We start from the raw sequence: 24,255 nt of genomic DNA, 5'->3' as shown, positions 1-24,255 counted from the left end.
TAATTCCAAGTAAACCTCAAATTAGTCCCAAGTTAATCTCAAAAAGTCGTCATAGCTTGCTTCAGGAGCATCTAAATCGAGAGGATCTGCTACAATCGTTTTCCAATTTTCAAGATCAAGCATCATAGCGGCAATACGCTCGGCATGTTCTGGCTGTGCACTTAAGTCATGCATTTCTAATGGGTCGGACTTCATATCAAATAATTGAGTGCGCTTGATCATTGGGTAATAGATAAGTTTATAGTCTTGCGAACGTAGCATTCGCTGAAAATGTCGATAAGCGCCATATACCGTATCAAAAGCGGTATCTTTTTCGCCATTAATAAGAGGTACAATACTTGGTGCGTCGACACTTTGAGGAATATCGATACCAGCTAGTTCAGCTGCTGTTGGAAACACACTATTTAGATAGAACATGCCGGTAGCAGTTTTGCCCACAGGAATATTAGGACCTTTAACAATAAAAGGAGCACGAACACTATGGTCATATTGGTTTTGCTTGCCTAATAAACCATGTTGCCCCATTGCTAACCCGTGATCAGACGTATATATAACTAAGGTATTATCGGCTTGTCCGCTTGCTTCAAGCTCTGCCAATATACGGCCTATTTGCGCATCAGTATGTTCGATCATCGCGTAGTATTTACTGATCATCGCTTTAATGTTTTTTTCAGACCTTGGAAAACCGGATAAAACTTCATCACGTAAATAATAATCACCTTGGTCAAATGGGTGATATTTTAAAAAGTTTTCAGGGACCTTCACTTTATCGCGAGGGTATTTTGCTAAATATTCATCGGGAGCATGTAATGGGTCATGTGGCGCAAGAAAACCAACATACATCATAAATGGTTTAGTAGAGTCATTTCGATTGGCTAAGAAATCTACCGCAGCATCGGCGACAACTTCACTAGTATGTTTACCACCTTTGTAATCAGTAAATGCTTTATCTGCTGGTTTCGAGGCGTCAAAGTCGGTGAAATTGCCATCCCAGTGTCCACCTTTTTCATGACGCGGCATGCCATTTTTATGTATCGCTTTGCCATGGGTAAAACTGCGCTTCCAAACTTCCATGGATAAATGCCATTTTCCCGTTTGAAAAGTATCGTAACCTGATTTCTTAAATGTTTCGCCAAACGTTGCGTGCTTGGCAACATAGCTAGGATCATTAATCCCTCGAGCATCAAGGCCAGTTCTATAAAGATGGCGACCAGTATTTATCATTTGACGACTAGGTAAACAAACTGCACCTGACCACGCCCCTTGATTGAAAACATGACTAAAGCGCATCCCCTGTTTAGCTAAAACATCCAAGTTTGGTGTGCTTATATGTTCGTTGCCAAATGCAGAAACGGTATCAGGTGCCTGATCATCAGTTAATATAAAAAGGATGTTTAATGGTTTTTGTTGTGCGACTTTGTCGTCACTACATGCACTTACAACAAAAATAGAAAGCAATATAAACGACATTATGCCTAAAGACTTTTTATTTTTAGTGATGTATAGAGATCTTAAGAAATTCATTAAACGGCCTCAATTTATATCTAATCATCCTGCTCACACCATCAAACAAGTGACTATTATTTATTTTAATCACTAGATACTAATATGAGTTTTCCCCTGGGTCAATAGTTCAATTTACTACATTGATTTTTATTTCTTCAATGCTGCTTACATCATAAATCCAACATCCCCCCCTCGAATAGCGACTTTCAGTCTAAGTAAAAACAACTATTCAACACGAAACATGCATAAAAACTGACCTAAATAACGTATAAACTCTATCATATGACTATCGAATTCTTGCTAAAAAAATAGTAAAACAGCTTCAACACTTCCTTACATCAACAGATAAATAGTGGTTTATCCCAAACCTCTATAAATAATCGTTTACTTAAGTTATTTAGGGTCAAATATTGACAGCAACGACGACAGCAGGTAGTTTGTACTTTAAATATAATATTCACAAATTGATTTTTGACTAGTCAATTTAAAGTGAAACAGTGTTCAAAGAGGTCACTATGACAACAGCAGTAAAAGATAACGTTGAGGTTGCTAATCAACCAACTAAATCAAAGGCACCGATTTTAGCAAAAGAATTTATTATTCCTTTTATTATGGTTGCTGCGCTTTTTCCATTATGGGGTTTTGCAAACGACATCACTAACCCGTTAGTAAAAGCATTTAAAGATATTTTCTTAATTTCAAACGCACAAAGTTCAATGGTGCAATTCGCCTTTTATCTCGGCTACGGGATAATGGCTATTCCAGCAGCTATATTTATTCGCCGCTATTCATATAAATCAGGTATTTTATTAGGTTTAGCTTTGTATGCTATCGGTGCATTGCTATTTTTACCGGCAAGTATGACCGCAGAGTTTAATTACTTTTTATTAGCATTGTGTGTTATCACTTGTGGCCTAGCGTTATTAGAAACAACCGCCAACCCATATGTTTTATCAATGGGTTCACCTGAAACATCGACGCAACGTTTAAATTTAGCACAGGCTTTTAACCCGATTGGTTCATTAGCAGGTATGTTTGTTGCGTCTAATTACATTTTGAGTGAATTAAAGGTAGAAGAGTTTCGTGCAGCCGAGAAGTTAGCTCATCCAGAATATAAAGAACTATTACCTTCGGTTGCAGATGGAAAGATTACACAAGCGTTAAGTGACTTTGCTGTTGCAGATCCTATTGCCCATCAAGCGATGCAAGCAGCAGATCTTGTCACCGTACGAGGTCCTTATATTGCAATCGCATCTATTGTTGCATTGTTATTCGTCATCTTTTTATTCCGTAAATTGCCAAACACGATTACCCACGATGAGCCATTAACAGTGAAAGTATTAAAAGACACGTTCGCTCGTCTTATCGCTAACGCACGTTATAGAGAAGGCGTTATTGCACAAGCATTTTATGTTGGTGCACAAATCATGTCTTGGACTTTTATTATTCATTACGGCATGACCTCGGTCGGTCTATCGGCTGCTGAAGCACAACAATATAATATGGTCGCGATGGGAATTTTCTTAGCAAGTCGCTTTATTTGTACAATTATTCTTGGTGTTATTCGCCCTGGCCAGTTGTTGTTATTGCTTGCATCCGGCGGAATTATATTATCATTTGGCACAATCTTTATCGGTGGAATGGTTGGTTTGTATTGTTTAGTGGCTACATCAGCATGTATGTCGTTAATGTTCCCTACTATCTATGGTATCGCCCTAAAAGATACAGGTAATGATGCAAGTTTAGCTTCTGCTGGTTTAGTAATGGCTATTGTTGGTGGAGCACTCATGCCGCCTCTACAGGGTAGCATGATAGATGGCGGATCAATCATCGCTGGCATTCCATCGGTACAAACGTCATTTGTTTTACCTATGATTTGTTTTGTTGTAATCGCTATATATGGTTACAGAGCCCATAAAATTCACAAAACATAAAGGTTTGCAACATATACTAACAAACGGGCCTAACATTTAGGCTCGTTTTTTTGTCTTTGAAAATGACAATGTATAAGCCAATTGGCCAGTAAATGGGATTCAAAAAAGGCTATTGACGTCGAAATATTTTGACAAAAAGATAGTTTTTTCAAACTTACACAACCTTTACAGTAATTTCACTTGCATTAAAGTGATTATTATTTACAATAAACCACTCTTCTAAATAAAAACGATAAAAGATAAGATTTATTATGAACATTCATCCTCAATTTAGTTTAGTAAAAAGACTAATAAAAAATATTTCAATCGTTACATACACTATTGCTTGTACGGCTATTTCAACAGCCTCGGCAAAAGAATCTTTGCCAGTTTCAGACAATAATACGAAACAGCCGAATATTTTATTAATCATTACCGACGACCAATCAATTGATACAATAAATGCCTTAGGCAACGACGCGATTCATACACCAAACTTAGATCGCCTTGCACATGCAGGAATGGCATTTACTCACGTTTTTAATCAAGGTTCATGGTCTGGTGCGGTTTGCGCGCCGAGTAGACAAATGATCAACACAGGTAGAAATTTACATTTTACTGGGTTTTCGCCTAAATCAAATAAAACAACTCACCCTTTAATGGGCGAAACATTTAGAAAGTCTGGTTATGAAACCTTTATTACCGGTAAATGGCATGTTGGCGAGGATGCATTGCAGCGCTCCTTTGATATTGGTCGTGCTGTACATGAAAAAGGTATGCCGCATCTTAACAAAGGCGGGCAATGGAAACCATGGTTGACTGACTTTGGTGAACAAATAAAATGGAAAACTAAACAGGTAAATCAACACACAAGTGAAGCATTTGCTGACGCTGCTATCGACTATATTGATAATAAAGGCGAAAGAAATAAAAAGCCGTTTATGATGTATGTTGCGTTTACCGCACCGCACGATCCTCGACAATCTCCGCAGTCCTATGTAGACAAGTATCCTGCTGAGAATATTGCTTTACCACCAAACTTCGTGCCGATGCCTGAAATCGACGCAGGCGACTACAATATTCGCGATGAAGCGCTAATGACTTTTCCACGCACCGAAAAACAAACCAAAGAGTTTATTGGTGAATACTATGCAATGATTGAGCATATGGATCATCAGATTGGCCGTATACTTGATACTTTAGACGCTTCACCATATGCAGATAATACTTATATTATTTTTACTTCAGATCATGGTCTTGCAGTTGGTAAACATGGATTAGCTGGCAAACAAAGTGTTTATGATCATAGTATTCGTGCGCCGTTTATTATGACAGGTAAAGGTATTCCAGCTAACAGCCAAGCAAAAGGCATGTTCTATTTAAATAGTATATTTGCAACAACTGCAGAACTTGCAGGTATCGAAGTACCAGAATCAGTTCAAGGACCAAGCATTTTGCCAATTATTCGTGGCGAAAAGGAAGTGATGAACGATTATATCTACGGCAGCTATCGCCATTTTCAACGAATGGCGCGCTCAAATCGATACAAGCTAGTTTACTACCCTCTTTTAAAACGAAATGTGCTTTTTGATTTAAAAAATGACCCTTGGGAAATGAATGATATATCAGAGCAAGAAGGCAGTGATGAAATCATTAAGCAATTAACCGCTAAATTAGAAGAGCTAAAAATTGAAGTTGGCGACACGTTAACAAACGATGATCCGGAAAATAGCTATCAGCCTTTCACCGGTAAAGTAAGAGCAGGCTTTCAAAAAGACCACATCGGTATAAAACAAACTGTTTTTACTGATCATTAGTTTGTAAATCAACTATTGAAGAGCTTTCTATGTGTTTACCCCTTTCCCAACCGTATATATGGTGGGGTAAACACGTAGCCTTTAATCATTAATGCGTCATAGCTAGTGAAACAGAAAATCAACTTAATTAATTGATTTTATTAAATATTATTAAAGTTGAAGATAATAACACAGCTGTTTATTAAAGATTTAACCTTAAGAACTTGTAGATTTTTTATAAAAACCACAAATAGTTCTTTTCAAAGCGCAACCAAAGGTGTACATTATAGTTTATGTACATTTTAGATATCTTTATATATATTTAAATGGATTGACAGCTGTAAACAATAAATTGGATTAATAAGTATTATGAAATCAATCGTATGCCAACAACCCGGCGAATTAAAATTTTTAGAAAGCGATAAACCGCAAGCTAAAGCTGGTGAAGTATTGCTTAAAATTAGAGCTATCGGGGTATGTGGCACAGATATTCATGCGTTTGGTGGTAGCCAGCCATTTTTTACATACCCTAGAATTCTAGGTCATGAGCTTTCAGGTGAAATTGAAGCGGTTGGCGAAGGTGTTGACTTACCTGTAGGGAAATCTGCCTATGTTATTCCTTATTTAGAATGTGGCGAATGTGTCGCATGTAAAAAAGGCAAGACCAATTGTTGTACCAATATTGAAGTAATTGGTGTTCATAGAGATGGCGGAATGTGTGAATACCTATGTCTTCCTGCATCACACGTTGTCGTTACTGAAGGCGTCCCTTTTGACCAACTTGCTGTTGTTGAGTGTTTAGCGATTGGCGCTCATGCAGTGCGTCGTGGTGATATCACTAAAGACGATACTGTTATGGTTCTTGGCGCAGGCCCTATTGGTTTAGGTGCTGCGCAATTTGCTAAAGTCGCAGGTGCTAAAACAATTTTAGCCGATGTTAACGAAGACAGATTAAGCTTTGCCGAGCGTGAGCTAGATATTGATGCAACCGTAGACTGCAAAGGTGATGTTTCTGCGCAACTTGATGCTTTAACAAACGGCGACTTCCCTACCGTAATTATTGATTGTACAGGTAACAAAGGTGCAATGCAGTCATCTTTTGGTTGGTTAGCACACGGCGGAACAATTGTATTTGTTAGCATCATTAAAGCTGACATTACTTTTAATGACCCGGAGTTTCATAAGCGCGAAACAACGTTAAAAGGTAGTCGAAATGCCACTAAACAAGATTTTGAACATGTTGTAGCGTGCTTAGCTAATGGCAGCGTAAGATCTACAGCTATGGTTACCCATAAGACTGATTTTAGCGAATTTCCGACGATATTCCCTGAATGGATAAAACCACAAACAGGTGTTGTAAAAGCAGTTATTGAACTGGGTTAAGCAATAAAACAAGAATAGTAAATAACTATGTATATCGACGCGCATCACCATTTATGGGCCTTTGATCCAATCGAGTATGATTGGATTGATGACTCAATGAAAGTCCTTAAAACCGATTTTCAACTTTCAGAACTTAAACAAACTTTGAGTCAAAATGGTTTTAGCGGAAGTATCGCCGTACAAGCGCGTCAGACTTTAGAAGAAACAAATTGGTTATTAAGTTTAGCCAAGCAAACGGACCTTATTAGAGGTGTAGTTGGTTGGATAGATTTAAAAAGCCCAGATCTCCAGGAGCAATTAAGTTGCTTTACTGAACAACAAAAGTTGGTCGGTTTTCGTCATGTTATACAAGGCGAAACTGATCCTGACTTTATGCGCAACCCAGATTTTATTAAAGGTTTACAAACACTTGCAGATAAAGGTTATCGCTACGATCTATTAATTTTTGCCCACCAGTTGCCGGCAGCAATAGAAATGCTAGCGAACGTACCTAGTTTACATGTGGTGATTGACCATATTGCCAAACCAAATATTAAAACTGGTGATAAATTTGAACAATGGCAGCAAAATATGAACACTTTGGCGCAAAACCCTAAAGTATTTTGTAAATTATCGGGCATGGTGACGGAAGCGGATTGGCAACATTGGAGCACTGAAGATCTACAGCCTTATATGCGAACTGTTTTAGAGTTATTCGGTGAAAAAAGAGTGATGTTTGGCTCAGATTGGCCGGTATGTTTAGTTGCTGGCGAATATCAAACCATAAAGCAGCTTGTACTTGATTTCATTAATGACAATGCCCCACAAGCAAAAGACGACATCTTTGGCAACAATGCCGGTCGTTTTTATCAGATATAAATAACCTATAGTCAATATCTAACCTTAACTATATTGACTATTTCGGCCATCGGCCGATAGATGTAGAGAGAATACGGTATGACGTTAGAGCAGCCACCTGTAAGAAGTTATATTCAAGTTCATAGCAATGATACTGTTGCTGTTGCCATAGAAGATCTTCCTAAAGGCAAAACCATTTCAATAAACAATGTTGACGTTACTTTGACTGAAGATATTTCACGCGGTCATAAAATATCCTTATGCACTTTAAAGAAAGGCCAGCAGGTATTTAAATACGGTTATTCGATTGGCCATACCACCAGTGAAATCAAAGCGGGTGACTGGGTTCATAGTCATAACCTTAAAACGCTATTGAGTGATGAAGATCAGTTCTCTTATCAGCCGACCGAAAATAAAACTGCGCGAATAAGTAATGACATGCCAACATTTATGGGTTACCCGCGAGCCAATGGTCTAGTCGGTATTCGTAATGAATTATGGATCATAAACAGCGTAGGTTGTGTTAACCACCTAGCCCAATCTTTGGTTCGTCAATGTAAATTAAAATACAGCGACAAGGCAGATGATTTTTTAGCCGTAACACACCCTTTTGGATGTTCACAACTGGGCGATGATTTGGCGCAAACCAAACAGTTGCTAGCCTCTCTATCGGCAAACCCGAATGCCGGAGCCGTATTGTTTCTAGGTTTAGGTTGTGAAAATAATCAACTCTCTGCACTAATCGATAGCCTGCCCAAAAATATGAGCGATAGAATTTCATACTTTAATGCCCAGCAAGTTGACGATGAAGAAGTAGAAGGTATGGCACATATTGAAAAACTACTTGCTAAAATGGAGAAAGACAAACGCGTCTCTTGTCCTGTGTCTCAGCTAACAGTGGCAATGAAGTGTGGTGGTTCAGATGGATTAAGTGGTTTGACAGCTAACCCACTACTCGGTCGAATCAGTGAAAAGATGGCTGCTTATGGCGCAACGGTTATTTTGACTGAAACCCCTGAAATGTTCGGTGCCGAGCAAGTATTAATGAACAACGCAGTCAATAAAGACGTTTTTGATAAAATCGTTAATTTAGTCGACGGCTTTAAACAATATTTTGTTGATAATAATCAACCAGTATATGAAAACCCATCACCCGGTAATAAAGCGGGTGGTTTAACAACGTTAGAAGATAAGTCTCTTGGCGCTATTCAAAAAGGAGGCAACGCCCCTGTCCAAGATGTAATTGAATATGGCGAACAAGCCGTTGCAAAAAATGGTATCACTTTATTGCAAGGACCAGGCAATGATGCAGTATCTTGTACGGCTCTAGCAGCTAGCGGCGCCAACATGGTGTTATTTACCACAGGTAGAGGTACGCCGTTAGGTGTGCCGGTACCAACAGTAAAGATTGCTTCAAATAGCAATTTGGCAACTCGTAAAAAGCATTGGATAGATTACGACGCCGGCCAGTTGCTTCGCCTCGATAAAACTCAAGATGAATGCATTGAAGAGTTCTTTGAGTTATTGCTAGAAATCGCATCGGGCAAAGAGACAAAAAACGAGACAAATCAATTTAAAGAAATTTCAATTTGGAAAGGCGGTGTTACCCTTTAACGGTAATGCATAAGTAATTATGAAACTATCAAATCAAACTATAAAATCTGTTGGCGAAAATTCAACAATAAAAATACCTTCATACAATCGAGAGCAGACTGAGATTGGTATTGTTCACCTAGGGCCAGGAGCTTTTCACCGCGCCCATCAAGCAGTCTATACAGAAGATGCAATGAACTTAAGCGGCGGTGACTGGGGTATTTGTGGTGTTTCATTACGCAGCGCAACGGCTCGCGACGTTTTAGCAGAACAAGACAACCTATACACATTGGCAATCCTAGATAAGCAGATTAATTATCAAGTTATCGGGGCAATTAAAGAAGTTCTAGTTGCTAGCGAGCAAACTCAGCAAGTAATGGAACGTCTCAGCGCAGCAACCACAAAATTAGTAACGTTAACAATCACTGAAAAAGGTTATTGCTTGGACGCAGATGGGCGTCTTGATTTAACTCACCAAGATATTAGCCGCGACTTAAAAAACCGAAGCACCCCAGTAAGTGCTATCGGCTATATCGTTCAAGCTCTTGGTCAAAGGCACATTAATAATATCGCACCTTTTAACGTATTAAGCTGTGATAACGTCTCAGGTAATGGCGATAAATTACGTCAAGCAGTTATTGATTATGCCATGCAATTTGACGAAGAGCTTGCAGCCTGGATAACGGTTAATGTTGCGTTTCCTAATGCTATGGTTGATAGCATTACACCTAAAACTGAAGACTATACCGTAGCAGCGGTTTCTGAAAGCATTGGTGCTAAAGATGAATGGCCTATTCAACGAGAGCAATTTACACAGTGGGTTATTGAAGATAACTGGACAGGCCCTCGCCCAGATTGGGACAAAGTTGGAGTGATATTTACGTCTGATGTAGACGGTTTTGAAAAAGCAAAATTACGACTGTTAAATTGCTTACATTCAACTTTAGCGTACGCTGGTTCACTAGCAGGTTTTGAAACTGTATTTGAAGTGACTAGTGATGACGCATTTTATGAATTTATTTGCAAACTAGCGAAAGATGAAGTTATTGGCTCTTTTTTACCACCTAAAGAGTTAGATGTTGAAAAGTACAGTAATGAAATCATTGAACGTTTTCTAAATCCTGAAATTCGTCATTTGTTAGCACAAATTGCTTGGGATGGTTCACAGAAGGTTCAAATGAGAATATTGCCAATTATTGAAGATAACCTAGCTTTAGGCCGTTCAACTAAGCTTTTATCGTTATCACTTGCTTGTTGGTTTGAATTTATTTGTCGAGCCCTTAAAGAGGGTAGAGAAATCGTTGACCCACTTGCAGCTACGTTCGCTAGCATGCCTGAGTTACTAAATGATGATACTAATGACGTTGTTGATGCATTTTTAAGCATTGAATCAGTATTTGGTGAATCATTAAAAAACAATAAGCAATTGAAACGTCAATTAGCAAGCAGCTTACAAACATTACGAGTAGGTGAAGTTAGCAATATAAACTCAATTGTGGAGAAATTATGTTAAAGCCAAGTTTTTCACAATTAGTAAAGAACAGCCCTATTCTTCCGGTATTGCACATGGAGAGTACGGATGATGCGATCAACGTTAGTCGAGCACTATACAATGGCGGTATAACCAGTGCTGAAATTGTATTACGTTCAGACGTTGCTTTTGACTGTATCACAGCAGTAAGTGAGCAAGTGCCCGAAATGAATGTGGGCGTAGGTACATTAACGACACCTCAGCAAGTTAAGGATGCAGTAAATGCTGGTGCTAAATTTTTAGTGAGTCCTTCGTTTACTAAAACCTTAAGCACTGCAATGTTGGATACTGGTTTACCGATGCTGCCAGGTGTTGTTACACCGTCTGAAATTACCCAAGCACTTGAATTAGGGATCAATGAAGTAAAGTTCTTCCCTGCGCAACAGTACGGTGGTGCAAGTACAATCAAAGCATTGTCGAGCGTATTTAGTAATGTAAAATTTTGCCCTACCGGCGGTGTAGGGCCTCATAACGTTGCAGAATACTTTGCAGTTAAAAGTATCTTTGCTGTCGGCGGCTCTTGGATGGTACCAAAAGATCTTATCGCTATAAAAGATTGGCAAGGGATCACGCAATTAAGTACGCAAGCGATTAACTTAATCAGTAAACTGGATAAATGTGCATGAGTAACATCATCGTAATGGGCGAATGCATGATTGAATTCGGCCGTGCAGCCAACACTAATAGTCCAGACAAATCAGAATTGTATAAAAAGAGCTTTGCTGGCGATGTATTTAATACCGGTATTTACATAAAACGCTGTATCAAAGATCAGGCTAAGGTAAAATTTTTAACAGCAATTGGCAATGATGAAAACAGTAATGAATTGTTAGCTATGATGTCACAAGAATCCCTTGATACTAGTTTAGTTTTTCGTTCATCTAGTGCGCAAATGGGCCTATATTTGATTAACGTCGACGCAGAAGGCGAACGCAGCTTTAGCTATTGGCGTAACGCCTCAGCGGCAAAGCAAGTGATGAGCTTTGTAGATGACAACACCTACGCAAAAAGCGCCAACACTGACTTGTTTTTCTTATCTGGAATTTCAATTGCTATTTTGTCGGCTAAAGATAGAGAAAAGCTGTGGCAGTTTATGAGTAACTTAAAGGCAAATGGCAGCAGAATTGTCTTTGATCCGAACTACCGCCCTGCTCTTTGGGATAGTATTGATGAAACTAAAGATGCTTACGATAGAGCATTTAAACTTGCCGATATTGCGTTGCCTGGTGTTGATGACCATATGGCGCTTTATAATGCTAGCTGCCCAGAAGATGTAGCAAGTCAATTAGAACAATATAACATTGCTGAAATCGTCATTAAAAATGGTTCAAAAGGTATGTTAATTAGCGAATTAGGCAAACGCAGTTACATCGACGTTGAACCGGTAAAGCATGTTGTTGATACCACGTCAGCTGGAGATGCGTTTAACGGTGGTTATTTAAGTGCAAGACTATCAGGTAAGCATGCCATACAAGCAGCTAAGTTTGCTGCTAAAGTGTCAGCTTGTGTGATTCAGCATAAAGGCGCTATTGTTGATAATGACGCATTTAATCAGCAATTACTTGATTACCCAATGTAGCAATTAACACCGCAAAAAAGTCAGCCGTTAGCCTTGGTGCTGGCACTGATCAGAAATTTAAAAACAAGAGCTTAAAATAAGAGTTTATAATAATGACAACAACACGACACTGCTTAGCCACCGATTTAAAAAACAACCCTGAATTGATAGCGCAATATAAGCACTACCATAAACCGGGCAATGGTTTTCCTGCTGTCGCTAAAAGTATCCGTGATGCTGGCATTGTTGAAATGGAAATCTATTTAATCGAAAACCGTTTGTTTATGATCATGGAAGTGGATGATTCATTCGATGCCGCTGCGAAAGCTAATGCCGATGCTGCATGCCCTGAAGTACAAAAGTGGGAAACATTAATGTGGCAATTTCAACAGGCACTACCATGGGCTAAAGACGGTGAAAAATGGTTAGAAATGGAACAGATTTTCAAATTAACTGATCAGCCTTAACTCTAGATAGATAATGTTAATTATCAAAGGAGCTAGCTTAAATATCAGTTAGCTCTTTGCTATCAACTTTAAATCTGGCTTATTGCATGCCATTTAAATGTGGTGGTACAGGACAATCAATCACATCACAAATCGCTCGTAACAACTCCATTTCTTTTACCGAAAATATCTTATCTACAGTAATGATACAAAGGCAAGCACGGATTAATTTAGGCTTGTCATTAATCGCAATATTCGCCAATCGATTTAACGCCACTTCTAAATACTCAACTTTTAAGCTTTTGCCATCCGGAAACTCTATATTGGCGACACCTGTTTCTTTGGTTAAAACCGGTTTAAGGAAAGTTATTTGCTCTTCACTGCGGTTTCCATGTTGCAATAAAAAACCAAATAGAACGCCGAGCTCTTGTTGGCATTGACTAAGCCTAGCTTGACGTTGTCTTTTGTGGTGTGTTTTTTGATAATGACTGGCAACGTGTTTCACCATCAGCTTTTGTAATATCCATTCAAATAAGTCCCATTTACCGTCGGCATCGATGAGCTGTTCCATATTCACTTCGAACAATTCGAAATGACCTTGAGACAATTGTTTTAAAGTTGGAATGGCAATATCAATTAACGGTAAGCGGTGCCTCACTTCTAAGCTATTAACGCTTTCCCGCAAGGCAAGAACATGATCTATCATATCCTTATCACCAAATTCTTTTATACGGCGCAATTGACGGTTTAACACAATTTCATCATCATCTAACAGTAAGCAATAAATGAATGCTCTTGCACCTGTAATATCGTGTATTGCAGTGAAAACATCTTCAGGAAACTCACTGATAATCTGTTTAGCGGTCGCCAATTGTTGATCGTCAACGTTACCGATATTTTTCAATACTTGCGCCGCTATCACCGCAGAGGTAATAATATTTGCTGCGTCATGTTGCTCCTGTATCGGCCTTGACTTTGCACTTTGTTGCTGTTGTTTTTCGTCTTTAGCTTTCGATTTTTCTATCTTTTCTTTAATAAAATAATACGGTGATATTGCTTTAATGCGCTTTTCTATCGGTGGATGAGTTGCAAACATTGACTCGACAAATGAGCTTACGCCGGTACTAAAATAAGCATGGCTCATTTGCGGTGCAACTGGACTTTCTAGATTTGAACCAACATTAGATATTTTGTTTAGAGCATTGGCAATGCCCTCTTTTGAGCGGGTAAATTGCACCGCAGATGCATCTGCTAGATACTCTCTTTGACGAGATACAGAAGATTTGATCATATTGCCAAAGAAATTACCGCCAAAACCTATAGCCACTAGTCCTGCGCCTAACGCTAAAATAGGCCCTGTATTTTTACTATTTCCGCGTACCGTTCTTAAAATGTAATAACCGATGTAACCTATCACCAATATGCCATGCAATATGCCTAACAAACGCATATTTAATCTCATATCACCATTAAGTACATGACTAAACTCGTGAGCAATTACACCTTGTAGTTCGTCTCTGTCTAATTGTTCAATGCAGCCTAGGGTAACACCAATTACCGCATCTGAGTTCTTAAATCCCGCGGCAAAGGCATTAATTTCAAATTCTTGATCAAGGATATATACCTGAGGAACAGGACAACCCGAGGCTATGGCCATTTCTTCTACTACATTCAATAACTTACGTTCATCAAGATCTTTTGCCTGTTGGTTAACTAGACGTCCACCTAATGCTTCAGCTACCGCTTTACCACCACCACCTAATGACATGGTTTTATATATTGAACCGGCAAAGACAACTACGCAGACACATACTGCGATAAAGATAAATAATTGCCAATCAAATGCAGGAACTTCAACTATATTGTTGACGGTATCATCAGCGGCGAAATAACCAAATACAAACATGACTAATATGTTTGTCATCACAATAAGACTGGTAACAGCTAGAACAAACATCAGCACGATACGTTTAGTGCTGCGCCTTGCATCTTGCTGAGCTTGAAAGAAATCCATAACGAATGATTACTATTGAATTATTATCTAGTTAAACTTTTGTTTAAAAAGATACTTTTGGTGCGGCTTGGATCTCAGCACTATCGGCAAACTCTAACAAGCTTGCATTAAACTTATGGCCAAAGCTAGTGGCAAAAAAGTTTTGTGGAAAACTTTGCTTATAAGTATTGTACGCCATCACTTGATCATTAAATGCCTGACGAGCAAAACCAACTTTATTTTCAGTACTAATTAACTCTTCATTAACTTGCATCATGTTTTCATTCGCCTTTAAATCAGGATAAGCTTCCATGACCACATTTAACTTATCCATGGCGCCCATAAGAGCACCTTCTGCCCCCATAAGGCCTTGCATAGCACTAGCATTTCCTGGTTGTGCAGCGGCAGCAGCTAACCCCTTTGCTGCACTGTTTCTTGCAGCGATAACCGCTTCAAGAGTTTCGCTTTCATGCTTCATGTATGCTTTCGCAGTTTCAACTAGATTAGGAATAAGGTCATAGCGACGCTTTAGTTGAACTTCAATTTGCGCAAAGGCATTTTTATATCGATTTTTCAAAGCCACAAGCTGATTAAAAATACCGATCACATAAAATACGGCAACGACAATTAAAATTGATAAAACAATACTAGTTAAATTCACAATATTTCCCTTTTCTGTGTCATCAGCAATGAAATTCAACAGTCTGGTGCGCTAAGCTAGCGAATTAAACTGCCTATTTAACCTATTGGATTAAATTACTGACTTAAAATAAGTAATCTTTGATAGATAAGTTAATAACTTAGCGGTAATTAAATAACACGGCAAGGAAAATATAGTTGCCACAGAATGGTTCACTAAGGACCGAGTCTATTCGGCCCTTAAATAATCGCGATGCAGATAGAATATATGATAGTTTTGGGTAGTTAGCTAGAACACAGCTTTTATTGCGTCAAATTTACACGAAATTGCGGTAACATTTTCATAACCTAATCGCTGAAGTTGCTCTGCCGCTAGGGTTGCTCGAACGCCAGCAGCACAGTGCACATAAATCGCTCGGGTTGCGTCTTTTTCAAGTTCAAGAATTTTCCCTTCTAAGATCCCTCGCGGAATATTAATGCTACCTTCCGCGGCTAATTTTTGATGTTCACCAGGCTCTCGAACGTCAATGAACAAAGCATTTTTTGGCGGCATTTCTGCTGCAGCTTGTTCTGCACTAATACGGCGTACTGTGGTGGATACTTCTTTGATTAGCTCTGGCATAGTTTTTAGCATGTGATTGGCTCTATAACGTTTTCAATTATGGCTATTTTATGTATGAAGACCTTGGATGTAAATTCAAAAATATAATTTATTTTAAACAATTTAAAGCGCTAAACATGCTAGCATTACGCTACTATTATGATTTATCAGCATTTGTGTACCATGAGTAAAATATTCATCATTGGCCTACCAAGAACGGCGACAACAAGCTGCTGTTTAGCACTTCTAAACCTAGGCTTTAAAGTCGCACATACCTGTTATACCAAGCAGTGTTTACAGGATGCGCAAGTCATTGCAGATACACCAATATTTAATGATTACCCTTTACTCGACAAGCGATATCCAGATGCAAAATTTATCTACTTGCAACGAGATCTTATTAATTGGTTACCGTCAATAAAACAGTTATTAAATCGAATGCAGCACAATGTACTTCGCCAAGACGGTGGTTTTAATCCGATTATAAAACGCTGCTTTACCGAAACATTTGCACCATTTACTATTGAAAATATTAACTGTGACCAGTTTCTAACCTTGTCTTATCAACATCATCAACAAGCCGCATTGGAGCACTTTAAAGACAGGCCCGAAAAACTTTTGAGCATTGATGTTAGCCGAAGTGATAGCTACCAACGCTTGTTAAAGTTTTTATCCATTGATAATGATATTGAACATGGCTCTTTCGAAAAAATAAATATCGCCGGCAAAGTTACCGCCTGGAACGATATTAAAAGTACCAATAAAATTGATTCGACCCGCAAAGGGCGTATTGATAAAGATCTGTACAGTAATTAATGGCTTACTGTTTTGCTATTTGTTGTTTTCCTGGTTAATTGCTGTGTTAAATCGAATTTATACTAAGGGAAATAATTTATTACACAACACTGCGCTATTCACTAGCAACTAAAATCATCATTGGGTAGAATGATATTTTTATTTAAATACCTAGGATTTACCCTTTTATGGCTGCATTTTTCGAGTTCATTCCTTTAATCATCTTTTTTGTTTTTTACAAAATGTTTGATGTTTTTGTTGCTACCGGCGCATTGATCGTTGCTTCATTTATACAAATAGCAATATTGAAATTTCAAAAGAAAACTGTCTCAAAGCAACAGTGGATAGTGTTAGGTATGGTTTCTGTATTTGGCGGCATGACGATATTTTTCCACAATGACGCTTTTATAAAATGGAAAGTAACTGTGATCTACGGCTTCTTCGCTGCAGGTCTTTTGTTCAGCCGTTATGTGTTAAAGAAAAACCTTCTTGAGAAGATGTTAGGCGAACAACTTAAAGCCCCGTCTGCAGCTTGGGATAAAGTGAACATTATGTGGGTGTTATTCTTCATTGCTTGTGCGGTATCGAATGTCTATGTTGCTTTTAGCTTCTCCCAAGATGTCTGGGTCAATTATAAAGTTTTCGGTTTAACCATAGCGATGTTTGTTTTTGCGATAATTTCAATGATCCCATTATTCAAATACATGCCTAAAGACGATGAACCGCAAGTTGTTGAAGATAAAACAGAAAATAAAGAGTAATTATAATGTTATATGTTATTTACAGTGAAGACGTAGAGAATAGTTTAGAAAAGCGCTTAAGTGTACGAGATAAACACCTTGCTCGATTACAAGAAATGCAAGATCAAGGGCGCTTAATTGTTGGCGGTCCTTGTCCGGCAATTGACAGTGACGTTCCCGGTTCTGCTGGCTTTACGGGCTCTTTATTGGTCCTTGAATTTGAAAGTTTAGAACAAGCTCAATCATGGGCTGATTCTGATCCATATATCGAAGCGGGTGTTTATAAAAAGGTTACTGTTAAACCTTATAAAATGGTTTTCCCCAACTAAAAGAAAGCTAAGACAAAAGCTAACAATAAAAAACCAGCAGTTAAAGTTGCTGGTTTTTTATTGTCTTTTTGTTAACAGTACTAGCTAAGTTAACGCCGAAAATTAAAGATTAACTTTCTAGTTTTTGCTCTTGCTCAACAGCTTTGGTTTGGATTTCTTTAACATCATCATCAAACTGCGATCCGTCTGATAACATTACCGAGAACCACTGGCCTTCTACCGAGTTCTCTAACCCTATCTTGATGATCATTGTCAAAGGTACCGATAACAACATACCGACCGTACCTAATAACCAGCCCCAAAATATCAATGATAAGAACACAACAAGCGTTGATAATCCAAGCCCTTTGCCTAGATACTTAGGCTCTACAATGTTACCCATTACGGTATTAATCGTCATATAACCGGCAGCAATGAAAAGCGCTGCTGCAGGGTTTAGTTGCACAAGTGCAAGCAATACCGCAGGTACTGCTGCGATAATTGAACCTATATTAGGAATGAAGTTTAATAAGAACGCGATGACTCCCCATAACAAGAAGAAATCTAAACCAATGGCCCAAAGCATTAGACTCACCAATGCCCCTGTGCCTATGCTGACAACGGTTTTTATAGCTAAATAGCGATTTACTGAAGTAACAAACTTATCAATTTTTCGCATCTTCATTTGCGGATCTTTTAACGCCATATGCAATTTTGTCGGTATGGTTGATGCTTCAAACAACATAAAAACAACGGTTAGTACGATCAAAAACAAATTCGCCATTATGTTACCAAAACCAGACAACATATCCGCAGCAAAGCCCATTACCGCTTCGGGGTTCACATACTGCATTAATAGTTCTTTCGATAACTTAATATTGTATTCGGCTAAGCCATCAATTAACGATGCTAATTGCCCTCTTAACTGATTACCATATTCAACTCGAACTAATGAAAATTCATTAAGTGAGTTACCGATTAAACCTGCTAGTGACATGCCAAGACCGACAAATATGGCAATAACAAAGACTACGGCCACAGTTTTTGGAATCTTATATTCGGCGGCTTTTTTAATCAGTGGGTTACAAACAATGGCGATAAAAATCGACAATAAGAATGGTATTAAGATATTGGTGGCGGTTTTGATACCCGCCATAATGATGACTAGCGCTGCCAGTATATATAATACTTTAATAACTGACGTGGTATTGGCGTTATTCAAGTCCATGAAAATCTCTAAGTTTTTACTATTTTTTCCAATATATCAAAAATAGTTAAAAATGCTTAGTAAAATATGAGCTAGATCCTCCCCACAAACGTATAAATACTCAATAGTCTATAATTTAGTCATCGACAAAAATTTAGAACACTAAAAAACGAACTGCAAATTTTCAACTACTTAAGTAAATATCAACCTTATAAATGAATATACTAATTACCGGTGGTACAGGTCTAATAGGCTCTGCGTTTATCAACAAGTTCAAACATAAATATAACTTTGATGTTTTATCGAGGCCAAACTCTGGCGCACTACAATTGTTGAAAAACGTTAAAATCATCAACCACTTGAGTGATATAGAAAGTCTTGATAAATATGACGCCGTCATTAACCTAGCTGGAGAGCCAATCGTAAACAAGCGTTGGTCGAAAGCTCAAAAAATAAAAATATGTCAGAGTCGTTGGCAGTTAACAAACAAATTAAGCAAAATGTTTAATGATGCTTCATCTCCTCCTCACACTTTCATATCAGGCTCTGCAATTGGTTTTTATGGACGCCAGCGTGATGAGAAAATAATTGAAGAATATACAGATGTATATCCAGAATTTAGTCATCGAATATGTAAAGTATGGGAAGATAAAGCAAAGCTTGCACAGAAAAAATCCCGTCTATGCATACTTAGGACAGGCGTCGTCTTAGATAAACACAAAGGCGCATTAGCGAAAATGTTGCCAGCGTATAAGTTTGGTTTAGGCGGTAAACTATCTAGAGGCATACAATATATGTCGTGGATCCATATCGACGATATGGTTAACGCCATTGAGTTTTTGCTGACTAATGAGCAATGCTACGGCGAGTTTAATATGACCGCTCCTAAACCTGTCACCAATAAAGAGTTCAGTCAAACTCTGGCAACACAATTACATCGTCCTAACGTTGCGACGATGCCAGCATTTGTATTACGACTGTTATTTGGTGAAATGGCCGATTTGTTACTATACGGTCAAAACGTCATTCCGAAAAATTTGTTGGATAATGATTTTAAATTTCAATATCCAACCTTAGATAAAGCGCTGAATAATTTGCTCGGCTAGCGCATTCAGGTACTAGCGCATTCAGGTACTAGCACCGAGCAATATATTAAGTACAACCTCTATAGCGTTCTCTTTATCAGCGTTAAACTCGATAACTTGAGTAATCGCCAACAGGCGATTAAACCAAGCAAGCCGACAAACACCGCTCCGCAAACCATCCCCAATATCCAGTATTGATAATGCCACGACACTTCCATTTCGAACACCTTCGATTGAATAACGTAAACGCCCACTTCCATGGCTACAGCTCCGAGGAAGCCAGCAATTAGGCCTAATAACACAAACTCCAACACAGTTGCACTGGTTAAAAGTCGTCCTTTAGCCCCCAATGTTCTAAGTATTGCAAGTTCGCGCTCTCGTTCTTCCATGCTTGCTTGAACCTGTGCAAATAACACCAATGAGCCAGCAATTAGAACCAGCGCCAGAATAAATTCAACTGCCAATGATACTTGTTCAATAACCGATTTGAGTTGGTTTATCATGGCATCAACATCAATCAATGAAATCGTAGGATACTGACTCATAAAACGTTGTAATTCTTGTTTATTTTCCTTCGGTACATGCACTGAAGCAATATAAGTACTTGGAAAGTCTTCTAATACATCAGGTGAGAAAATCATATAGAAGTTTGGTTGCATGCTCTGCCAGTCAACTTCACGAATGCTTGTTACCGGTACAGTGAATTTTTTGCTACCAATATTAAACGATAATTCATCGCCCAATTTAATATCGAGTCGTTCTGCAACCTGTGATTCGATCGATACCTGTTGCTTATCATCATTTTCATCAAACCACTGGCCAGAAACAAGGGTATTATTCTTAGGTAAGTTATTAAGCCAAGTTAAACTAAGCTCTCTACCAACCCCCTGTCGACCTTGATCAGATTTATCAGTTTCTTCTTTCGATGTTTCTTTAGCAATTTTTTCATCATTGATTGCCACTAAACGCCCGCGAACAATTGGATATAGATCACTAGCAGCCAATTTCTGAGTTTCTAGAAACGTTGCCACTGGCTCTAACTGTTGCTTATTTATGTTGATCATAAATTGGTTAGGCACATCATCAGGTAGTTGTTGCTGCCACTCGTTGATAAGGTCATTACGCACCACTAACATCAGTAATAGCAACATCACTGAAATGGTAAAACTTACCAGTTGCACGTTATTTTGTTTGCCGCGTCGTTTCAAATTAGCCATGGCTAAATGGAAACCTTGTCCAGCTTGAGAGCCGACTTTGCGACCTAAATTAACTAATACAGATGCCAACAACATGATCACACCAATAACGATTAATCCGGCAACAATAAGTCCTACCGATAAAAACCAGTCATTGGAAAACAAATAAAGTAGAGCAAATATTGCAATGAATGCAGGAATATTACTGATCACTGCATGGCCCGAACTCTGCTGTTTAAAACCTCGAATCACAGATAAAGCATTAGTTGCAATTAGATCGCGCATTGGTGCAACAGCAAAAGCGGTTGCACAAATAACGCCAGTAACGGTAGCAACGATAAACGGATGTAAACTTAATGATGTGCTTTCATCTGGCAGGTACTCCGTCATAAAGCTCATACCAATTTGCTGTAACCCATAGCCTATCAATAACCCAATAACAATGGATACGGCTGCAAGTGAACTCCAGTGTAGGAAATAAAGTTTGGTGATGTAACGTGTATTGGCACCCATTGCTTTAAATACGGCAACCATTGGCTTATGGCGTTGCCCATAGCGACGCGATGCAACAGATACCGCAACGGCAGCAAGAATAATACCGAGCATTGACGCTAACGATAAATACTTCTCTGCGCGATTTAGCGCATTAGCTAAAGGTGATTGCTGTGATTTGATATCACGCCAGCGTTCGCTATCGGTTAAGTTAGGTTTAAGCCATTCATGATAGCTATCTAATTGTTCGTTATCACCGGCAAAAAGGTATCGATAAGTCAATCGCGAACCGGGCTGAATGACTTTAGTTTTTTCAACATCGGTGATGTTTATTAACACTCTTGGACCGCGAGTAAAGACGCTAAACGATGCATCAGGTTCGTCAAGGATGACACCAGAAATCGTAAATATTGCCGCACCTAGCTCAATCGAATCACCTACTTTTACGCCCATTTTGGTCAGTAATGCCGGTGCTACCCATATATTACCAGGGGCTAATGTTGGGTTGATTAGTGACTGATTGTCTTTTTCAATGATCAATTCACCAATAAGAGGGTAATTGTTACTAACCGCTTTAACTGAACCCAATAACATCTCATCGCCAGCAAACACCATAGATGAGAATAACAATTGTTGTGCTTGTTCTAATTGGAAACTATTTGCCTGTTGTAATTTTTCATCTGATACAGGTTTCGATGACTGTAATATTCTATCGGCAGCGATAAAACTGTTCGATTTAGTTACCAGCGCCGACTCAATACGTTCGGAAAAACCAGATAATGAAAAGACGGTTGCCACGGCGAGAATAATAGCAAACGCAATAATGGTTAATTCGCCGCGTTTTAATTCATGACGAAATAAACGCAGTGACTGTTTAGCCCACATCGACATAAATTACCCCTGACTTACTTGTAACTCGACCGGTGCCGACTGTTGCACAAACTCACCTGCATCCATGGTCATTTGAACCTGACAGCGCTCAGCAAGTTTCAAGTCATGGGTTACTAATATCAAGGTAGTTCCCTGTTGTTGATTTAATTCAAATAACAACTCGGTAATGGTATTACCGGTATTGCGATCAAGATTTCCTGTCGGTTCATCGGCAAATAAGATATCAGGATTTGCAATGAATGCGCGTGCAATAGCAACGCGTTGTTGCTCACCACCAGATAATTGCGATGGATAGTGATCAATGCGATCGCCCAACCCTACTTTATCAAGCATTTCTTTGGCTTTACGTTGCGCATCGTTATCGTTGGCAAGCTCCGCCGGCAACATGACGTTTTCTAACGCAGTTAAAGAATTAATCAGTAGAAAAGACTGAAAGATAAAACCAACATGAGCTGCCCTTACTTGGCTACGCTGTTCTTCATCGTACTGATGCAGTGGTAAGCCTTTAAGGTAGATTTCGCCGTTCGTTGGCGAGTCCAGACCAGCTAAAATCGATAATAAAGTAGTTTTACCGGAACCCGAGGCACCGACGATGGCCAGGCTTTGTCCAGACTTGACTTGCAGGTCAATTGCTTTCAGGATAGTGAGCGGTTCGCTATTGTCACTTTGTGATAATGCATCAACCGATTTTCTGATATTCTTACATTCTAAAACTATTTCAGGCTGGTTATTCATGATAAAAAAACTGTCTCTCATCTTATTACTATTTATTACCAGTACGAGTCTAGCACTCGCTCAGGATCAAAAAACTATTGTTCTATTAGGTGATAGTCTCAGTGCTGGTTATGGGATGCAAGAAAAAGATGGATGGGTTGCGCTTTTAAATAAACAACTAACGCAACAAAAGTCTGACTATCAAATTCTCAATGCAAGTATCAGCGGCGAAACAACAGGCGGCGGTTTATCTAGGCTTCCAGAGATTTTAGAGAGCAATAAAGTTGACTATCTTCTCATTGAATTAGGCGGTAATGACGGCCTTCAAGGCTTTCCACCGAAGTTAATTAAAAATAACTTGTTACAAATTATTGGATTAGCTCAACAAAAAAATATCACTGTTTTTCTCAGTGAAATCAAAATACCACCAAATTATGGTCAGCGATACAATCAAATGTTTGCTGACGTTTTCGTATCAGTTGCCGATGAAACGAAGGTTGAATTATTACCTTTTTTCATAGAATCGGTCGCAGTAGATCCTGAAAAAATGCAAAATGATGGCATACACCCTAACAAAGCTGCACAAGCAGAGTTAGCTGTCATCATGAAGGGTATTATTGATAACGCGTTAACTAATACCCGCAACTAATGCCAACAAATAAAAAAAACATCAACAAAATAGCGTTATGGGCAATTATCGGCCCTATTATTGGCGCGACAACCATATTTTTAAGCTATTGGGTTTTCCACCAACCAATTATTGGTTATAAGCTTTTGGTAGGTCCTGGCATACTCGCAGCCAACTTGTTTAGTGAAGAGATAAATTTCTGGCCCAAAATCACTATCATGTTAACTGGCCAATATATCGCTTATTTATTGGTCTTTTGGACGGTTAATGTAATAAAAAAAAGTTAGTTTAAATTTATATATGGTCATTATAAAGTGAGCAGCACTGCGACTAAAGTCCGTTTAATTATTCCATTATCCCTAAGCACTAAACACCTTTCCTAAACGACACAACAATCGCTCTT

At 38.7% G+C, this 24,255-nt stretch carries 22 protein-coding genes; 15 read left to right on the top strand and 7 right to left on the bottom strand.

Annotation, left to right across the window (positions count from 1 at the left end; all coding sequences use genetic code 11):
• Positions 1-21: 21 nt before the first annotated feature.
• Entirely contained in the window at positions 22-1,524 is a 1,503-nt protein-coding gene (locus LT090_RS06670; RefSeq protein WP_068545162.1) for a sulfatase family protein, read from the bottom strand.
• A 497-nt stretch (positions 1,525-2,021) separates the two neighbouring features.
• Between LT090_RS06670 and fucP the strand changes: the two genes are divergently transcribed.
• From fucP to LT090_RS06625, 9 genes are all read left to right on the top strand, one after another.
• Complete coding sequence (gene fucP / locus LT090_RS06665) at positions 2,022-3,440, top strand: L-fucose:H+ symporter permease (RefSeq protein WP_068545161.1); 1,419 nt, start codon at positions 2,022-2,024, stop codon at positions 3,438-3,440.
• A 251-nt stretch (positions 3,441-3,691) separates the two neighbouring features.
• Complete coding sequence (locus LT090_RS06660; protein ID WP_068545160.1) at positions 3,692-5,236, top strand: sulfatase family protein; 1,545 nt, start codon at positions 3,692-3,694, stop codon at positions 5,234-5,236.
• A gap of 348 nt (positions 5,237-5,584) precedes the next feature.
• Positions 5,585-6,598 carry a zinc-binding alcohol dehydrogenase family protein gene (locus LT090_RS06655; RefSeq protein WP_068545159.1) on the top strand — a complete coding sequence of 338 codons (1,014 nt, stop codon included), beginning with the start codon at positions 5,585-5,587 and terminating at the stop codon, positions 6,596-6,598.
• Between the two features lie 27 nt (positions 6,599-6,625).
• The gene (locus tag LT090_RS06650) at positions 6,626-7,456 is read left to right on the top strand and encodes an amidohydrolase family protein (protein ID WP_068545158.1); all 831 of its coding nucleotides are present in this window, start codon (positions 6,626-6,628) and stop codon (positions 7,454-7,456) included.
• A 78-nt stretch (positions 7,457-7,534) separates the two neighbouring features.
• Positions 7,535-9,049, top strand: coding sequence for a UxaA family hydrolase (locus LT090_RS06645; RefSeq protein WP_068545157.1), 1,515 nt, complete (start codon positions 7,535-7,537; stop codon positions 9,047-9,049).
• Positions 9,050-9,068: 19 nt separating this feature from the next.
• Positions 9,069-10,541, top strand: a complete 1,473-nt coding sequence (locus tag LT090_RS06640) for a mannitol dehydrogenase family protein (RefSeq protein WP_068545156.1) — start codon at positions 9,069-9,071, stop codon at positions 10,539-10,541.
• Positions 10,535-11,185 carry a bifunctional 4-hydroxy-2-oxoglutarate aldolase/2-dehydro-3-deoxy-phosphogluconate aldolase gene (eda, locus tag LT090_RS06635; RefSeq protein ID WP_068545155.1) on the top strand — a complete coding sequence of 217 codons (651 nt, stop codon included), beginning with the start codon at positions 10,535-10,537 and terminating at the stop codon, positions 11,183-11,185. The genes LT090_RS06640 and eda overlap by 7 nt, the downstream gene beginning before the upstream one ends.
• Positions 11,182-12,138 (top strand): sugar kinase, encoded by a 957-nt coding sequence (locus LT090_RS06630; protein WP_068545154.1) that lies wholly within the window; start codon positions 11,182-11,184, stop codon positions 12,136-12,138. The genes eda and LT090_RS06630 overlap by 4 nt, the downstream gene beginning before the upstream one ends.
• A 92-nt stretch (positions 12,139-12,230) precedes the next feature.
• Positions 12,231-12,584 (top strand): L-rhamnose mutarotase, encoded by a 354-nt coding sequence (locus LT090_RS06625; protein WP_068545153.1) that lies wholly within the window; start codon positions 12,231-12,233, stop codon positions 12,582-12,584.
• Positions 12,585-12,663: 79 nt separating this feature from the next.
• Here LT090_RS06625 and LT090_RS06620 read toward each other — a convergent pair whose 3' ends face one another.
• From LT090_RS06620 to LT090_RS06610, 3 genes are all read right to left on the bottom strand, one after another.
• A complete protein-coding gene (locus tag LT090_RS06620; RefSeq protein WP_068545152.1) occupies positions 12,664-14,577 on the bottom strand; it encodes a M48 family metallopeptidase in 1,914 nt (637 codons plus the stop codon).
• Positions 14,578-14,620: 43 nt separating this feature from the next.
• The gene (locus tag LT090_RS06615) at positions 14,621-15,217 is read right to left on the bottom strand and encodes a LemA family protein (RefSeq protein ID WP_068545151.1); all 597 of its coding nucleotides are present in this window, start codon (positions 15,215-15,217) and stop codon (positions 14,621-14,623) included.
• A 267-nt stretch (positions 15,218-15,484) separates the two neighbouring features.
• Entirely contained in the window at positions 15,485-15,829 is a 345-nt protein-coding gene (locus LT090_RS06610) for a rhodanese-like domain-containing protein (RefSeq protein ID WP_068545150.1), read from the bottom strand.
• A 150-nt stretch (positions 15,830-15,979) separates the two neighbouring features.
• On the opposite strand from LT090_RS06610, the gene LT090_RS06605 reads away from it, so the two are divergent.
• The 3 genes from LT090_RS06605 to LT090_RS06595 all read left to right on the top strand — a co-directional run bounded on the left by LT090_RS06605 (position 15,980) and on the right by LT090_RS06595 (position 17,660).
• Entirely contained in the window at positions 15,980-16,612 is a 633-nt protein-coding gene (locus LT090_RS06605; protein ID WP_068545149.1) for a sulfotransferase, read from the top strand.
• Positions 16,613-16,779: 167 nt separating this feature from the next.
• Positions 16,780-17,352 carry a septation protein A gene (locus LT090_RS06600; RefSeq protein WP_068545148.1) on the top strand — a complete coding sequence of 191 codons (573 nt, stop codon included), beginning with the start codon at positions 16,780-16,782 and terminating at the stop codon, positions 17,350-17,352.
• Between the two features lie 5 nt (positions 17,353-17,357).
• A complete protein-coding gene (locus LT090_RS06595; RefSeq protein ID WP_068545147.1) occupies positions 17,358-17,660 on the top strand; it encodes a YciI family protein in 303 nt (100 codons plus the stop codon).
• A gap of 109 nt (positions 17,661-17,769) precedes the next feature.
• On the opposite strand, the gene LT090_RS06590 is transcribed toward LT090_RS06595, so the two are convergent.
• Positions 17,770-18,867, bottom strand: coding sequence for an AI-2E family transporter (locus LT090_RS06590; RefSeq protein WP_068545146.1), 1,098 nt, complete (start codon positions 18,865-18,867; stop codon positions 17,770-17,772).
• Positions 18,868-19,061: 194 nt separating this feature from the next.
• Here LT090_RS06590 and LT090_RS06585 point away from each other — a divergent pair, with 194 nt between their 5' ends.
• A complete protein-coding gene (locus tag LT090_RS06585; RefSeq protein ID WP_068545145.1) occupies positions 19,062-19,952 on the top strand; it encodes a TIGR01777 family oxidoreductase in 891 nt (296 codons plus the stop codon).
• Between the two features lie 59 nt (positions 19,953-20,011).
• Here the strand turns inward: LT090_RS06585 and LT090_RS06580 are convergent, their stop codons facing one another.
• Positions 20,012-22,510: an ABC transporter permease gene (locus tag LT090_RS06580; RefSeq protein WP_068545144.1), complete on the bottom strand. Its 2,499-nt coding sequence runs from the start codon at positions 22,508-22,510 to the stop codon at positions 20,012-20,014.
• Positions 22,511-22,513: 3 nt separating this feature from the next.
• Complete coding sequence (locus tag LT090_RS06575; RefSeq protein ID WP_068545143.1) at positions 22,514-23,245, bottom strand: ABC transporter ATP-binding protein; 732 nt, start codon at positions 23,243-23,245, stop codon at positions 22,514-22,516.
• Between LT090_RS06575 and LT090_RS06570 the strand changes: the two genes are divergently transcribed.
• Together LT090_RS06570 and LT090_RS06565 are read left to right on the top strand one after the other, a co-directional pair.
• On the top strand, positions 23,244-23,873 hold the full coding sequence (locus LT090_RS06570; RefSeq protein WP_068545142.1) for an arylesterase: 630 nt from the start codon (positions 23,244-23,246) through the stop codon (positions 23,871-23,873). The two genes, LT090_RS06575 and LT090_RS06570, sit on opposite strands and share 2 nt — an antisense overlap.
• Entirely contained in the window at positions 23,873-24,139 is a 267-nt protein-coding gene (locus LT090_RS06565; RefSeq protein ID WP_068545141.1) for a hypothetical protein, read from the top strand. The genes LT090_RS06570 and LT090_RS06565 overlap by 1 nt, the downstream gene beginning before the upstream one ends.
• Positions 24,140-24,255: the final 116 nt, after the last annotated feature.

Origin of the sequence: Thalassotalea crassostreae (genome assembly GCF_001831495.1) — a bacterium.
Taxonomy (GTDB): domain Bacteria; phylum Pseudomonadota; class Gammaproteobacteria; order Enterobacterales; family Alteromonadaceae; genus Thalassotalea_A; species Thalassotalea_A crassostreae.
Note: the sequence above shows the minus strand (reverse complement) of the source record. Positions and strands in the feature narration are given on the sequence as shown.

What these genes read in the sequence shown, in the direction of transcription:
- LT090_RS06565 (WP_068545141.1), top strand. Translation starts at nt 23,873, where the DNA reads ATGCCAACAAATAAAAAAAACATCAACAAAATAGCGTTATGGGCAATT.
- fucP (WP_068545161.1), top strand. Translation starts at nt 2,022, where the DNA reads ATGACAACAGCAGTAAAAGATAACGTTGAGGTTGCTAATCAACCAACT.
- LT090_RS06605 (WP_068545149.1), top strand. Translation starts at nt 15,980, where the DNA reads ATGAGTAAAATATTCATCATTGGCCTACCAAGAACGGCGACAACAAGC.
- LT090_RS06610 (WP_068545150.1), bottom strand. Translation starts at nt 15,829, where the DNA reads ATGCTAAAAACTATGCCAGAGCTAATCAAAGAAGTATCCACCACAGTA.
- LT090_RS06570 (WP_068545142.1), top strand. Translation starts at nt 23,244, where the DNA reads ATGATAAAAAAACTGTCTCTCATCTTATTACTATTTATTACCAGTACG.
- LT090_RS06585 (WP_068545145.1), top strand. Translation starts at nt 19,062, where the DNA reads ATGAATATACTAATTACCGGTGGTACAGGTCTAATAGGCTCTGCGTTT.
- LT090_RS06590 (WP_068545146.1), bottom strand. Translation starts at nt 18,867, where the DNA reads ATGGACTTGAATAACGCCAATACCACGTCAGTTATTAAAGTATTATAT.
- LT090_RS06660 (WP_068545160.1), top strand. Translation starts at nt 3,692, where the DNA reads ATGAACATTCATCCTCAATTTAGTTTAGTAAAAAGACTAATAAAAAAT.
- LT090_RS06620 (WP_068545152.1), bottom strand. Translation starts at nt 14,577, where the DNA reads ATGGATTTCTTTCAAGCTCAGCAAGATGCAAGGCGCAGCACTAAACGT.
- eda (WP_068545155.1), top strand. Translation starts at nt 10,535, where the DNA reads ATGTTAAAGCCAAGTTTTTCACAATTAGTAAAGAACAGCCCTATTCTT.
- LT090_RS06625 (WP_068545153.1), top strand. Translation starts at nt 12,231, where the DNA reads ATGACAACAACACGACACTGCTTAGCCACCGATTTAAAAAACAACCCT.
- LT090_RS06630 (WP_068545154.1), top strand. Translation starts at nt 11,182, where the DNA reads ATGAGTAACATCATCGTAATGGGCGAATGCATGATTGAATTCGGCCGT.
- LT090_RS06650 (WP_068545158.1), top strand. Translation starts at nt 6,626, where the DNA reads ATGTATATCGACGCGCATCACCATTTATGGGCCTTTGATCCAATCGAG.
- LT090_RS06655 (WP_068545159.1), top strand. Translation starts at nt 5,585, where the DNA reads ATGAAATCAATCGTATGCCAACAACCCGGCGAATTAAAATTTTTAGAA.
- LT090_RS06600 (WP_068545148.1), top strand. Translation starts at nt 16,780, where the DNA reads ATGGCTGCATTTTTCGAGTTCATTCCTTTAATCATCTTTTTTGTTTTT.
- LT090_RS06595 (WP_068545147.1), top strand. Translation starts at nt 17,358, where the DNA reads ATGTTATATGTTATTTACAGTGAAGACGTAGAGAATAGTTTAGAAAAG.
- LT090_RS06645 (WP_068545157.1), top strand. Translation starts at nt 7,535, where the DNA reads ATGACGTTAGAGCAGCCACCTGTAAGAAGTTATATTCAAGTTCATAGC.
- LT090_RS06670 (WP_068545162.1), bottom strand. Translation starts at nt 1,524, where the DNA reads ATGAATTTCTTAAGATCTCTATACATCACTAAAAATAAAAAGTCTTTA.
- LT090_RS06640 (WP_068545156.1), top strand. Translation starts at nt 9,069, where the DNA reads ATGAAACTATCAAATCAAACTATAAAATCTGTTGGCGAAAATTCAACA.
- LT090_RS06575 (WP_068545143.1), bottom strand. Translation starts at nt 23,245, where the DNA reads ATGAATAACCAGCCTGAAATAGTTTTAGAATGTAAGAATATCAGAAAA.
- LT090_RS06580 (WP_068545144.1), bottom strand. Translation starts at nt 22,510, where the DNA reads ATGTCGATGTGGGCTAAACAGTCACTGCGTTTATTTCGTCATGAATTA.